13 protein-coding genes are annotated in these 14,206 nt (G+C 56.8%); 6 read left to right on the forward strand and 7 right to left on the reverse strand.

All coding sequences use genetic code 11. The annotated features are described in order from the left end of the window. Positions 1-41 precede the first annotated feature (41 nt). From RA28_RS10155 to RA28_RS10170, 4 genes are all read left to right on the forward strand, one after another. Positions 42-1,607: an ABC transporter substrate-binding protein gene (locus RA28_RS10155; protein ID WP_039527507.1), complete on the forward strand. Its 1,566-nt coding sequence runs from the start codon at positions 42-44 to the stop codon at positions 1,605-1,607. An 88-nt stretch (positions 1,608-1,695) separates the two neighbouring features. Continuing rightward, positions 1,696-2,673, forward strand: a complete 978-nt coding sequence (locus RA28_RS10160) for an ABC transporter permease (protein WP_039527510.1) — start codon at positions 1,696-1,698, stop codon at positions 2,671-2,673. Further along, positions 2,670-3,620, forward strand: coding sequence for an ABC transporter permease (locus RA28_RS10165; protein ID WP_039527512.1), 951 nt, complete (start codon positions 2,670-2,672; stop codon positions 3,618-3,620). Before RA28_RS10160 ends, RA28_RS10165 begins: the two co-directional genes overlap by 4 nt. A 4-nt stretch (positions 3,621-3,624) precedes the next feature. After that, entirely contained in the window at positions 3,625-5,334 is a 1,710-nt protein-coding gene (locus RA28_RS10170) for an ABC transporter ATP-binding protein (protein ID WP_039527516.1), read from the forward strand. 34 nt (positions 5,335-5,368) lie between these two features. Here RA28_RS10170 and ggt read toward each other — a convergent pair whose 3' ends face one another. From ggt to RA28_RS10185, 3 genes are all read right to left on the reverse strand, one after another. Next, positions 5,369-7,120, reverse strand: coding sequence for a gamma-glutamyltransferase (gene ggt, locus RA28_RS10175; protein ID WP_039527519.1), 1,752 nt, complete (start codon positions 7,118-7,120; stop codon positions 5,369-5,371). A 199-nt stretch (positions 7,121-7,319) separates the two neighbouring features. Next, entirely contained in the window at positions 7,320-7,934 is a 615-nt protein-coding gene (locus tag RA28_RS10180; RefSeq protein ID WP_039527523.1) for an HD domain-containing protein, read from the reverse strand. Continuing rightward, positions 7,931-8,797, reverse strand: coding sequence for a phytanoyl-CoA dioxygenase family protein (locus RA28_RS10185; RefSeq protein WP_039527526.1), 867 nt, complete (start codon positions 8,795-8,797; stop codon positions 7,931-7,933). The genes RA28_RS10180 and RA28_RS10185 overlap by 4 nt, the downstream gene beginning before the upstream one ends. A gap of 97 nt (positions 8,798-8,894) precedes the next feature. Between RA28_RS10185 and RA28_RS10190 the strand changes: the two genes are divergently transcribed. Both RA28_RS10190 and RA28_RS10195 read left to right on the forward strand, forming a co-directional pair. Beyond that, entirely contained in the window at positions 8,895-9,791 is an 897-nt protein-coding gene (locus tag RA28_RS10190; protein ID WP_052261412.1) for a LysR family transcriptional regulator, read from the forward strand. A 164-nt stretch (positions 9,792-9,955) separates the two neighbouring features. Continuing rightward, entirely contained in the window at positions 9,956-11,221 is a 1,266-nt protein-coding gene (locus tag RA28_RS10195) for a Hint domain-containing protein (RefSeq protein ID WP_039527530.1), read from the forward strand. A gap of 125 nt (positions 11,222-11,346) precedes the next feature. Here the strand turns inward: RA28_RS10195 and RA28_RS10200 are convergent, their stop codons facing one another. From RA28_RS10200 to RA28_RS10215, 4 genes are all read right to left on the reverse strand, one after another. Continuing rightward, complete coding sequence (locus tag RA28_RS10200) at positions 11,347-11,679, reverse strand: YegP family protein (protein ID WP_039527532.1); 333 nt, start codon at positions 11,677-11,679, stop codon at positions 11,347-11,349. A gap of 152 nt (positions 11,680-11,831) precedes the next feature. Next, positions 11,832-12,854: an adenylate/guanylate cyclase domain-containing protein gene (locus tag RA28_RS10205; protein ID WP_039527535.1), complete on the reverse strand. Its 1,023-nt coding sequence runs from the start codon at positions 12,852-12,854 to the stop codon at positions 11,832-11,834. Between the two features lie 3 nt (positions 12,855-12,857). Continuing rightward, positions 12,858-13,217, reverse strand: a complete 360-nt coding sequence (locus tag RA28_RS10210; RefSeq protein ID WP_039527538.1) for a group I truncated hemoglobin — start codon at positions 13,215-13,217, stop codon at positions 12,858-12,860. Positions 13,218-13,330: 113 nt separating this feature from the next. Further along, positions 13,331-14,161 (reverse strand): class I SAM-dependent methyltransferase, encoded by an 831-nt coding sequence (locus RA28_RS10215; RefSeq protein ID WP_039527931.1) that lies wholly within the window; start codon positions 14,159-14,161, stop codon positions 13,331-13,333. Positions 14,162-14,206: the final 45 nt, after the last annotated feature.

The raw sequence follows: 14,206 nt of genomic DNA on the forward strand, positions 1-14,206 counted from the left end.
TCGCAACCGGACATTTTCAGAACACATAGGGAGAATTTGCCATGACCCTAAGAAGCAGCGCCATTGGGCTTGCTCTGCTGATTGCAGGCGCCGCGCAGGCCGAAGAGTTCAAGTGGGCCTCAACCACCGACCCGCAGACGATGGACCCGCACGCGGTGAACTCGGCCCCGGTTCTGGGGTTTCTGAACAACGTCTACGAAGGGTTGGTTCGTCGCGGCAAAGACATGCGGGTAGAACCCGCGCTCGCCGTCAGCTGGGAACCAATCGGTGATGGCGACGGATGGCGGTTCAACCTGCGCGAGGGGGTGACCTTTCACGACGGCAGCGAATTCAATGCGCAGGACGTCTTGTTCAGCTATGAACGCGCCTCGGGCGAGGCGGCAGATACGCGCAGCTGGTTCGCGCCGGTCAGCGCCGTAAATGTGGTCGATGATTACACGGTCGATTTCATGATGACGGCACCCAACCCGTTGTTCCCGTCATCAATTGCGAATTGGATGATCATGGATCAGGGCTGGGCCGAGGCGAACGAGGCTGCTGTTCCGGACAAGGAAACCGGCAACTTTGCGACGCTGAATGCAAACGGCACGGGCGCGTTCCAAGTCACCGCGCGTGAGCCCGGCTTGCGCACGGTTCTTGAGCCGTTCGATGGATGGTGGGACACAGCCGAACACAACATATCCAGCGCCGAGTTCACGCCGATCCAAAATCCTGCCACTGCCGTTGCCGCGCTGCTGTCGGGCGACGTGGGCATGATCAACCCGGTTCCGATTCAAGACGTTTCACGGCTGCAGGGCAGTGACGACGTCGAAGTCATTCAGGGTATCGAAGCGCGTGTCATCATGCTTGGCTTCAATCATGAAGCTGACGCGCTGAAGTATACCGATGACGCCGGCAAGCCCAATCCATTCCAGGATGCCCGCGTGCGCCAGGCCATAGCGCAGGCTGTCAATGTCGATGCCATTCTGGCGACGATCATGCGCGGAAACGCCGAAGCAGCATCGCAATTGGTCAGCCCGGCAATGAGCGGATATTCCCGCGCCCATGCCGACCGTCCGACCTATGACGTCGAGGCGGCCAAGGCATTGCTGGCCGAAGCCGGCTATGGCGACGGATTCTCGTTCGGTCTGAAATGTCCCAATGATCGCTATTTGAATGACGAGGCCGTTTGTCAGGCCGTGGTCAGCATGTTGGCCCAAATCGGGATCACCGCCGAACTGGATGCGATGCCGGTCCGCAACTATTGGCCAGAGCTGCGAGAGGACAATTACGATATGTATCTCTTGGGCTGGAGCCCCGGCACGTTTGATGCCGAACATCCCGTTCGGTTCCTGGTTGCTACCCCGAACGAAGAGAAGAAGCTGGGCAGCTGGAACTTTGGCGGGTTCTCGAATGCGCGGGTGGATGAGCTTTTGCCGATGATCCAGTCCGAACTGGATGCGGACAAGCGTCAGGCCATGCTGGATGAGGTCACCGGGATCATTCAGGACGAGCACGTCTATGTCCCTATGTATGTTCAACCGCTGGTCTGGGGCACACGCAGCAATGTCGACCTGACCCAACGCCCGGACAACTTCTTTTTGCTGCGCTGGGTGACAATCAACTGACCGCTTAGCACAGCGCGCCGGTCTTTTGGCGTTACCTTGACCATTTGGTCAAAGATGACCTACAGAGACCGGCCAACGAGGGAAACGAATGTTCGCATATATCGTCCGCAGGATGTTCCAGTCCGTGATCGTGCTTTTGGTCGTGGGCCTGGTCGCCTTCTCGATGTTCCGCTTTGTCGGGGATCCGATCGACAACATGCTGGGCCAGGAACGCACTCAGGCCGATATCGATCGTCTGCGGACCGAGCTTGGACTGGACCAGCCTTTTGTCGTGCAATACGCCAAGTTTCTGCGGGGCGCGGTGCAGGGCAATTTCGGGGTCTCGTACAGGCAGGGCCGTCCGGTTTCCACAATCATCGCGGAACGCGCGCCCGCGACGTTGGAACTGGCTTTTGTCTCGGGCTTTCTTGCCATCACCATGGGTATTGCGCTGGGCGTCTTCACCGCGATCCGACGACAAGGGATTGCTGCAAACGTCATCATGACCGTTTCTCTGATCGGGGTATCGTTGCCGACATTCCTGATCGGGATCTTGTTGATCTATGTTTTCTCGGTTGAGTTGGACCTCTTGCCAAGTTTCGGGCGGGGCGAGACAGTGATGATCGGCAATTGGTCGACCGGGTTTCTAACCGCTTCGGGCCTCAAGGCTTTGATACTTCCGGCAATCACGCTGGGCCTTTATCAAATGACACTGATCATGCGGCTGGTGCGGTCCGAGATGCTGGAGGTTCTGCGCGCCGACTATGTGCGTTTCGCCCGTGCCCGAGGCTTGTCAGACCGCGTGATCAATTTCCGCCACGCGCTGAAGAATACGCTGGTGCCAGTGATCACGATTACGGGCCTGCAACTGGGCTCGATCATCGCTTTTGCCATCATTACCGAAACGGTTTTTCAATGGCCCGGTGTGGGGCTGCTGTTCATCAACGCGATCCAGTTTGTCGATATTCCCGTCATGGCCGCCTATCTGATGCTGATTTCAGTCATGTTCGTAACGATAAACTTGATTGTCGACCTTCTTTACTATGCCATTGACCCGCGCCTGCGTGTCGACGCGAGGGCCACATGACCGACGCCACTCAAACCCCGCAATCCACGCCCAAAACGCGGTTCGCCAAGTTCTGGGACAGTGATTTTGCCTGGTCCTTCCGCCATTCGCCGGTGGCCGTCATCGCATCATTGGTCGTGGTTGTTCTGGTGCTGGCGGCGATCTTCGCGCCGTTGATTGCACCATATAACCCGTTTGACCCGGCAACGCTGAACCTGATGAATGGCTTTACGCCGCCCGGGACGCCCAACGCATTTACCCAAGAGACGTTTCTGCTGGGCACTGATGATCAAGGGCGCGATGTGTTCTCGACAATTTTGTATGGTCTGCGCATTTCGCTGTTTGTTGGCACCGCTGCGGTGCTGTTGGCCATGATCATCGGGGTGATCCTGGGATTGGTGGCTGCCTATTTCGGTGGGTGGATCGAAACCTTCATCATGCGGGTTGCCGACGTTCAGTTGACCTTTCCGGCCATTCTGGTGGCGATGCTGATTTTTGGCATTGCCAAAGGTGTCACGCCGCCGGAATACCGCAATGAGATGGCAATCTATGTGTTGATTATTGCGATTGCCCTGTCCGATTGGGTGCAGTTCGCTCGGGTGGTACGTGGCGCTGCGCTGGTGGAAAAGAACAAAGAGTATGTACAGGCCGCGCGGTTGATCGGACGCGGGTCGTTCCCGATCATGTTCCGTCACATCCTGCCAAATGTCCTGAGCCCTGTTCTGGTGATTGCGACGATTTCGCTCGCATTGGCCATCATTGCCGAGGCGACGCTGAGCTTCCTCGGGGTCGGCGCGCCGCCAACACAGCCCTCGTTGGGTACGCTGATCCGGATCGGGCAGGGGTTCCTGTTCTCGGGTGAGTGGTGGATATTGTTCTTCCCGGCCTGCACACTGTTGGCATTGGCGCTGTCGGTGAACCTGCTGGGCGACTGGCTGCGCGATGCGCTCAACCCGAAACTGCGGTGATTTCATGAGCCTTCTGACAATCGAAAATCTCACCGTCGAGTTCCCGACAAGGCGCAAACTGTTCACAGCCGTTGATCATGCAAACCTGTCCGTCGAACCGGGCGAAATTCACGGGCTTGTCGGAGAGTCCGGTGCCGGAAAATCCACCATCGGTGCGGCCGTCATGGGCCTGCTGGACCGGCCGGGACGGATTGCCAGTGGTGAAATCAAACTGGGTGGCGATCAGATTAGCGGGCTGGACGCTGACGCCATGCGCGGTTTGCGCGGCAAGAAAATCTCGATGATTTTTCAGGACCCGCTAACCTCGCTCAACCCGCTGTTTACGGTGCGCGAACAGCTGGTGGAAACCATTCAGGCGCATCTGGGGGGATCCGATGCCGAGGCCAACAAGCGGGCCCGCGATCTGATCGACCGGGTTGGAATTCCCGATCCGGATACCCGACTGGATCAATATCCGCATCAATTCTCGGGCGGGATGCGGCAACGCGTGGTGATCGCGCTGGCCTTGTGCACCGAACCGGACGTGATCATAGCGGACGAGCCGACAACGGCGCTGGATGTATCGGTTCAGGCGCAGATACTGGATCTGATCAAGGAACTGGCGCGCGAACGTCAGGTGGGTGTCATTCTGATTACCCACGATATGGGGGTCATTGCGGATACAACGGATCGGGTGACCGTCATGTATGACGGGAAGGTCGTCGAAAGCGGGCTGACCGCGGAGGTCATGGGCCAGCCGAGCCATGAATACACCAAATCCCTGATTGCGGCTGTGCCGCGGCCGACGCTCAAATTGCATCGGTTTCCTCAGATCAGCTATGGGGGGCGCGAAACACGCTTTGCCATTGAAGATATGGCGCGGCATTGGCCGAAGTTGGACAACGACACCTCAAAGCCCGTTTTTGAAATCCGTGACCTGACCAAGAAGTTCCTGCAGCGAAAAGGCCTGTTGCCCTGGGACCGGACCTATTTTACCGCGGTGGACGAGGTGAGTTTCGACATCCAGGCGGGCGAGGTTTTTGGGGTTGTGGGTGAATCCGGTTCTGGCAAATCAACGGTGGCCCGGATGATCGCGGGGCTTTATCCGGTGGACGGCGGAACGATCTCGTTCAATGGCCAATTGGTCAGCGATCTGGGCGACAAGCCGGTGCAGGACGAATACCGCAAGCAAATCCAGATGATCTTTCAAGACCCGTATTCCTCGCTGAACCCAAGGATGCGTGTGGATGAGATCGTCGCAGAGCCGATCCGACATCATCGCCTGATGGACGGGCCGGATATCAAGCGGCGCGTCGACGAGTTGCTGGATCAGGTTGGCCTGGGTTCCGAGGCGGGTTTGAAGTACCCGCATGAGTTTTCAGGCGGCCAGCGACAGCGCATTTCGATTGCGCGCGCGCTGGCGACGCAGCCTCGGTTCCTGATCTGCGATGAACCGACAAGCGCGCTGGACGTCTCTATTCAGGCCCAAATCCTGAATATACTGAAGGATTTACAAGAGCACCTGGGTCTGACCATGCTGTTCATCAGTCACGACCTGCCGGTCGTCCGGCAGATGTGTGACCGCGTGGCAGTGATGAAACAGGGTCGTATGGTCGAGATACAGGCCACCGATGATCTGTTCGCCAATCCCCAGACCGAATACGCGCGTGAGTTGCTGCACCTGATGCCCAAGTTGGACGATCTTTCGACTGATGGACTTGGTCCAGAGGCCTGAGGGGTGACCGGGCAGCTTGCGCTGCCCGGAAAACTCATTGACCCATAGCGATCCCTTCGCGGCGCGGATCGGCTGCGCCGATCAATTGACCATCCTTGATAAGGATCGCGTGCAATCCACTGTTTAGGTCGCGTGCGCTTACCTCATGGCCCTTTGCCGTAAGAGCGTCCGAAAATGACTCGGCGCTGGTTCCCTGTTCGACGTCCAGCGTCGATCCGTTGCGATGCAAAAAATGCCCGGTTTCAATCGCATCCTGCGGGTCCATGTCCCAGTCAATCACAGCAATAATGGTCTTTGCCACATAGTTGATGATCCGGCTGCCGCCGGGGGACCCCACGAGAAAATATGGCGCGCCATCTTTCATGACGATGGTTGGCGACATCGAGCTGCGTGGCCGCTTTCCGCCCTCGACCCGGTTTGCGACCAGACGATCACCATCCTTGGGCGCGCGGTCGAAATCGGTGAGTTCGTTGTTGAGAAGAAACCCTCTGACGAAGACGCGGCTGCCAAAGAAAGTTTCAATCGTGGTCGTCATCGAAAGCGCGTTGCCATAACTGTCGCGGATCACAATATGGCTGGTGCCGGGCCGACCCGGGTTTTGCGAAGGCGCGAGGTTCAGCGCGGACTCCTGATAGGGTGGATCACCGGCCGTTCTTTTTTCGCTGGCTTTGCCGGCGTCGATCAGTTTGGCCCGGTCGGCAAGATAACCCTTGTCCAAAAGCCCTTTGGTCGGCACGTCGACAAAGTCGCTGTCTGCCATGTAAAGCCCGCGATCCGCATAGGCCAGTTTGGCGGCTTCGGAATAGATATGCGCGAATTCGGGGGTCCACCCCATGGATTTGACGTCGAAAGTGTCGAGCATGCCCAGAATCTGGCCGACTGTCAGGCCGCCCGAGGTCGGCGGGCCCATTCCGCAGACGTCGTACCCACGATAATCGGCACACACCGCAGGCCGAATCTTGACACGGTAATCTGCCAGATCCTGCAGTGTGATATTGTTCTCCAGAACAGATGTTTCGTTGACGGCCGCAACGATATCCTCTGCAATCGGTCCGCTGTAAAATGCGTCCGCGCCGTCGGTAGACAGGATGCGAAGGGTCTCGGCGAAGTCGGGGTTTTTCAACATTGTGCCCGCCGATAGCGGGGTGCCGTCGTCGTTGAAGAAGTACGCTTTTGCACCGTCAAAAAGGTCGAGCGGAAATTCACGATCCACTGTGCTTTGGAGTGAATTGGCCATGCGCGGCGAGACTTCGAACCCGTTCTCGGCAGTCTCGATGGTCGATTGGAACAAATCGGACCAAGGCAGTTTGCCGTACAGGTTGTGCGACACCTCCATCAGGCGCAAAATACCCGGTACGCCAACCGACTGGCCGCCGGAAACGGATTGGACAAATGGCATTCTCTCGCCATTTTCATCCAGAAACCTTTCTGGTGTCGCTGCAGCGGGCGCGGTCTCGCGTGCATCAAAGGTGACGAGGTCACCGGTCGATGCATCCCAATACAGCATGAAAGCACCGCCGCCGATGCCGGACGACTGCGGCTCGACCAAATTCAGCATGAGCTGGACGGCGATCATGGCATCTGCCGCAGTACCGCCTTTGGCCAGAACATCATACCCAGCCTGCACCGCCAGAGGGTTCGCGGCGGCCACCATGAAATCGGTTCCGGTGACGGAATTTTTTTCTTCCCAGCCATACCCCTGTTCCGGCGCGGGGTCTTGTGCCGCAGCCATGGGTCCAAGGGCAAGGGCGGATACGCATCCCAGTATGAACGAGGTTCTGATCATCGCGATCTCCTTTTGAGGTACCTGTGGGGGTGTCGAGTACCGCGATGGTAAGGTCCGATCGAGCCGGAGGGAACCCGAATCCGAATCTGGAGGCCTCAAACGCTGAAAAGCCCTGGCACACTGCGTCGAGCCCGTAAACAGCATCTGTTTCCACAGCCGAGAACAGACCAGTTAGCGAAGCCGTTCCGTGTCTTTCCGCTTAGCCTGAGCCGAGTTGGGTGGGCAGACCGGTCACTTCGCCCTCGCGGATCACGACGGGGTCGTAGGCTTTGCGCGAAAACACTTCGCGAACCATGGGTTCGAAAGTCTCCAATGGTTCCATCGGATAGTCCGGGTCAAAACTCGACTGGTCCCACGCCTCACAGAAAATCGCACAAGTGTCGAACAGCGGGTGGTCGCGATACCGGTCGCGGGCGTTGCGGTCCCAGCCGTAGTGATGACCGTAATACAGCGTTTGGAAAATACCGTGGTGTTCCACGGTCCATGACACCTCCCAACGCACGAAAGGCCGAATGACTTCAGCCGACATGCGGTCATGGTTTTGCGGGGCCAGACCATCGCCGATATCGTGCAGAAGGGCGCCGACAACCCAGTCAATATCCACCCCATCGCGCAACGCGCGGGTGCCTGATTGCAAACCGTGTTGCAGTCGGTTGATGCGGTAGCCTTCCAGGGTGACGTCACCGGCACGACGCAACTCATCAAGCACCCGGTCGGCGGTCAGCGCCAGAAAGGGTTTCTCCAGACGTTCCAGAAGCTCGTATTCTTCCTTGGTGCCGTCTTTCATTGCTGTGAAGCTGACGGTATCGCTCATGTGTTGCCCCCGGTACTGTAAAGATCCACATTCTGCTCGGCCCCGGCCGCCAAGGTGGCGGACTGACCTTTCAGGATCCGATCATACAGCGCTAGGTCTGCCGGATGGAAGAGCGCGCGGGGCCCGGCGATGCAATCCCATCCACCAGCGCGCGTTTCGCCGCGTACAGGCATGGCCCAATCCTGACCCGGAGCATGGTCACGGACGTCGGGTGTGACATAACGGATCGCAAGCCCAATGCGCCGATCATCACTTTGGTTGGGACCAGAGGCGTGAAAGCAACGCCCGTGATGGAGTGACATCTCGCCCGGTTTTAGTGGACCGGAAACCGCCTTGTCTTCGTCGATCCCAGCAATGGACTGACCGCGTGACAAAAGATTGTTTTCGTCAAACGTATCCTCATGATCCGCAAGACCGCCCTTGTGACTGCCGGGGATGAAGCGCATGCAACCGGCCTGTTCTGACACGTCGGACAGCGCGATCCAGGCTGTGACTTCGTCATCGGTTTCGCCCATGCCCCAATACGTGATGTCCTGATGCCAGGATACCGTCTTGGTACTGCGGGGTTCCTTGATGAAAAGCTCGACCGACCACGCCAGGAGGTTCGGCCCCAAAACCGCTTCGACGGCGTCCAGAATGGCGGGTGTCCGCGCGGCTTCGGCCAGCATGGGGATCACAACATGCCCGTTCACACGGAAGAACTGATCAAGACCGTGGCCGCCCGCGCCTTGGGCGTGGTTTTTCTCCAATGCTTCGATTTGCTGTCGCAAGTCCGCGACCTGATCCTTGGAAAATACAGGTAAGCCGGCGACGAAACCGTTCCGCCGATAAGCCTCTGTGTGGCCTCTCATCGTGTCCAGCATGCAATCCTCCCCTGGTCTATCGCAGGCTACACGGACGGTGCCGCAAGAAAAGAAATCTCTGTTGCCCCCGAGGATAAGCTGAGCTTATCCTCGATTCATGTCCCGGCGTATTCCATCCCTGAACTGGTTGCGTGTTTTTGAGGCGGCAGCGCGTGCCGGCAGTTTCGCGCGCGCCGCAGAACGCCTTGCGATGTCGCCCCCAGCCGTCAGCCAACAAATCCGTGCTTTGGAGGCACATCTTGGACGCCCATTGTTTGATCGGGCGGCGGCTGGCGTGTCCCTGACCGAGGCGGGGCGCAATCTATTGGCGGTTGTGGGCGAGTCGCTTGGCCGCATGGAGAGTGCTGCGGCCGCGATATCGGTTCCCGTTGGGCCGCCGTTGAGCGTGGCAGTGTCGAAAACACTTTCGGTAGGATGGCTTTCACCCAGACTTCCCGGATTTCTGGACCAACACCCACACGTCAAGCTTGAGCTGAGTTCGATGGTCGGCCGCCCCGAAATACCGCCACGCAATGCAACGCTGTGGATCGCCTTTGGTCAACCGCCGCCCGGCACCGAAGCACTTGCCTTGTTCGGCGAGCATCTTTTCCCGGTTGCGCATCCCGATATTGCGCATCAAATTGATGACTTGGGCGGCATTCTGGCGTTTCCGCTTATCGAAGTATCGGATCACAGAAAGAATTGGGTTCAGATTTTTGGCGGCGATCTTCTGCCCGCGCAAACCCGCATAACCTATGTGGATACAACGTTATCGGCGCTTGCGCTGGCAGCGGCAAAGGGCGGCGTCGCACTGGCACGTCCCCCCGCCAGCGATCATTTGCAGAAGTCCTTTGGATTGGTTCCGTGCCTGACGGACTTCAAACTGCGCGGAATCGAAGAGTACCACATTCTGCGCGACGCCGGGGTGCAGCTATCACCAGACGCAAAGGCATTTTCGGACTGGATTTGCCGGGAAGCCAATGCGACGCGAAAACTGCTGGAGGCCGAGCACTGATACGCGACTGGATCGCGTCGGCGCTCGGGCGCAGGACGGGTTCGAAGCGTGTTGCCCGGTCTGTTTCAAAAATTCCTCAAGATTGGCAATGCGTAACCCGTGATCTAGAATGGTATTCAATTGATAGGATTTGAACATCGCCATTGTGAACGGCGGATTGCGACATGCCGGTTTTTATCACTTTAACCAATGCAGACGTAAACGATCCCGCTTTTTGGGCTTCGCTGGATATTGGCCCCGATAGCACGATTGATGCATCGGGGCTGAGCAACGCCATCCAGGTCACAATGACTGGAAGCTCCATTACCTTTACCAACACAAGCACTGGCACAGTCACGACCTATACGGATGCCGATCTTGCAGGTGGGTCGTTCAGCCAGTTTGTCGAGTACACCGGCAACAACAACGATGACAATGTAAGCGGGTCCGTTGGTCTGAACGCTGGCGGATATACCGGCGGGCGGGGCAACGATACGCTTGTCGACACCGGCTCGCTTGGCGGAAGTATCAGCGGTGGGCGCGGTAACGACACGCTTCAGGGTGGTTCTGGCGACAACAATATCTTTGGCGGTCAGGGTCAGGATACCCTGCGCGGCGGTTCGGGTAACAACAATCTCAGCGGCGGCGGCGGTCGCGACACACTGTTTGCAGAAGACGGAAGCGGCAATCTGGACGGCGGCGGCGGCAGAGATGTCATATATGCTGGATTGAACACAGGCTTTGTTGATGGCGGCAATGGCCGCGATACGCTGATCTTGCCGCCAGGGTCTACATTCACACCATTTTTTCCCGGATCAACCGGCGGGACAGCCAATCTGCCGAACGGTAACAGTTTCACCTACCTGAGTATCGAGACGGTCGAAATCGCGTGTTTCACCGAAGGCACGTACGTCCGCACTCCGAACGGAGATCACCTGATCGAAGACCTGAATGTTGGCGATTTGGTCGAAACACTGGATCACGGGCCGCAACCCATCAGGTGGATTGGCAAACGCTCTGTTTGCGGTCGGGGCAAACACGCGCCGATCCGGTTCGCGCCCGGCGCAATCGGAAACCGGCGCGAACTGCGTGTATCGCCCCAGCATCGGGTTCTGGTTTCAGGTTGGCGTTGTGAACTGCATTTCCATGCACCCGAATTGCTGTGTGCCGCCAAACATCTATGTGATGGGATACGGGTGCAGCGGGCACCGTGCGATAGGGTCAGCTATGTCCATATCATGTTTGACCGCCACGAAATCGTAACCTGTGAAAATGCGCTGCTCGAAAGTTTCTATGCCGGTGAGCATATCTTGCAGGCAGACCGTGCCGTTTACCGGGAGTTGATCGAGATTTTCCCAGAGCTTGCCGATAAGTCCCGCAAACCTCTGCCCGCGCGTCCTTTCATGCGCAACGCCGAAGCCTCGCTTTTGAGTTCGCTACCGGCACATTAGGCTGATCTTCAACGCGTTCGGTTTGCCAGAGGGGTGCAGGGGTGGGGATTACGCCTGCACATACCGAAAAATCCGGGTCAATAGCGGTCGCTGTAATGTTCCGATCGCGTCGTGGTCAGACTACGTCAAGTCAGATCTTCGACTCGCGCATCCGGCGCATTGCGCTTGACGGATTCGATACCGTTGTCCCGTCCGGACGAGCTGGTGTAGCTTTCGCTGGTGCCGATGACCTGCCCGTTGCTGGCCTTTAGGTTGAACATATGGCCGCCGGACTTGGTTTCTTTGCGCTCATACCGGTCGTCATTCGGGGCATTCTTCTGAACGGACGCTATGCCATTTTCGGCACTGGCCTTTTGCACGTAGCCTTCGCTTGCCAAGATGATTTCGCCATTTCCGGCTTTGAGTCTGAAACGGTATTCGCCAGCTTTGTCCTCGTAGATTTCGAACTTCCCAGCCATTGTATCCACCCTGTTATTGTTGAACTAAAATCACTACGACATTGCTACGTGTGCCAAAACGTCACAAGAAAAAAATTCAAGTGTCAGGCGTGTATCCGCCAAACGCCGTGTCTGGTGAATTTGGAAAACGTTCAGTGCAAAGAAGATTTGGGTCAGCTTTCGTCGGTCAGGCGCCAGATTTCTTGCGTGCCAAATCCCCGGATGTCTCTCGGGCCGATTTCGCTGAGCGCGAATTGGTCTCTGAGAACCTGCGCAACCTCGTCCTGCACGGTTATTTTCATCGGCTCGGAAAATTCCTGAAGGCGCGAGGCCAGGTTCACCGCTGGCCCGAAGATGTCGTAGACGTATTTTTGAATCCCGACGACGGAACCAACGACCGATCCGGTCGCCAAGCCAATCCGACAACGCCATTGGTGCGGGTGACTGAGGTTGCGACGGTTGAGGTATCGCACGAAACGGATCGCGGTGTTGGCAATGGCCTTGGCGTGATCCGGCGTTGGATCAGGCAGGCCCGCCACCGTTATGTAGGCGTCTCCAATCGTTTTGATACGTTCGCAACCGAATTGCTCGCCGATACGATCAAACGCGCTGTAGATATCATTCAGTTCGGTAACGGTGACGCTAGGGTCTTGTGACGCCACCATCTCTGTGAAGCCGACGAAGTCGAGCATAAGAACGGACACGGGGTCGTAAAGCTGCGGCGTTACAACGCCGAAGGTCTTGTACTCTTCGTAAACGGAACGCGGCATAAGATTCAGCAGGAGTTTCTCAACCTGCTCTTTTTCGCGTTTAAGTTCGCGCGTGTTCCGCTCGACCATCATTGAATAGGAATCGATCATGGATTCCAGCTCTTTGATGCGGGTGATGTTCTGGCAAACCAGGACAAGCACATCATCATGGGCGACCGTAAAATCCATGGCGATGACCAGCGTTCTGCGTTTCTTTTTGAAGCTGATCTCGGATGTGTAACGTCCGGTCTCGTGTAGATTTTTCTGCACCTGGCCGACATCAAGATCCGGGAATAACTGTTGCAGATGATCAGATTCGTTATCCCCGCTGAACCATTCGTCAAACGTGTCGTTGCGAAAACCAAACTGCAAAGTTTGACGATCCAGCAGCGCAACACCGACACCGATTGCACGCAGCAGCTGTTCATTGATGGCTTCGATGGTCATGGCTTACCTAACAATCAGGGGGCGGCGTTTTCCGAATTCAGCAATAACGACCGCAATGTCTTCCTCAGCCACGTTGTGTTTTTGCAAGGCATCTTGCAACACCGTTTCGAGTTCGTCGAAATGCGTATTTGTAATATCGAGGTGGGAATGCAACTGGCGAAGCTGGTTGTCGGTGTACGAAGCAGGGCCGCCCAGCAGAGATGCGATGAACTTGGTCTGGTGATCGACCATTCGCGACATGTCAACGTTATCAAAGAACGGCCCAACTTCGTCATTGTCCAGAAGGGTGTCATAGAAAGAGATCACGATCTTGCTGATCTTTGAAAACCCGCCGTACTTTTCGTAAAGTGTGCGTTCGGTCATAACAAAACCCTTTCAAACAAATAGTTACCAAGGCGACGTTCACCAAAAAACTGGTGCGCATCGACGTTCATTGGTTTGTGCGCCAATGAACGTCGACGAGATGGTCGGGCTGGTCAGAGACGCTCGACAATGATCTCGGCGTATTCAGATGAAATGCACAGGGAAGCGTTGGTCGAGATGTCGAACTTTGCGATCAGGGCCATGATATCGTCGCGCAATGCTGCCTGTCCGGCACCGTCCAGCGCCTGAAATGCCTTTTGCATGGGGCCATAGAAAGTTCTGAAGTATTCCAGAAAATGCTCGGCCGATCGGTAGCGGAACATGAAGTTCTTGTGCCGGAACGAGACCACATCACAATTGTCGCCAAAGGTGTCCTGGACCCAATCCCGGTTGCCCCAAACGGCAGGCGAGTTCACGCCTGCTGGCGGAGGGACATGTTTGCCGATGGTTTTGAACAACTGGCCAATGAAGCTTTCGGGTGTCCAGTTCGCCATACCGATTTTTCCGCCGGATTTCACCACGCGCTGGAGCTCTGCAGCAGATTGTTTTTGGTTGGGTGTGAACATCACACCGAAGGTCGAAACGACCGCATCAAAGGACTGTTCCGCGAAAGGCAGCTTTTCGGCGTCGGCGACCTTGTAGTTGACAAACAATCCTTCAGCTTTCGCGCGCTGGCTGCTTGCGTGCAGCAACGCTTCGACATAATCCGTCGAAGTGACATCGCAAAAGCGCCGAGCGAATGCCAGCGTCGCGTTGCCATTGCCTGCGGCGACGTCCAGCACCTTGGCGCTGGGCATGATATCCATCGCTTCGGCAAGTTCTTCGCCGGTGATCTGCAGTGTGACCCCAACTTTGCTGTAGTCCCCCGAACCCCAGGCGGCATTCTGCTTTGCCTTGATCGCGGTGAAGTCGGTTGTGGGGTTGATAGCTGTTTGAACACCCATTTTTTTGATCCTTTTGAGTTGATGCTGGTCCAAGACCAACAGGTT

Origin of the sequence: Ruegeria sp. ANG-S4, from assembly GCF_000814005.1 — a bacterium.
GTDB lineage: Bacteria > Pseudomonadota > Alphaproteobacteria > Rhodobacterales > Rhodobacteraceae > Ruegeria.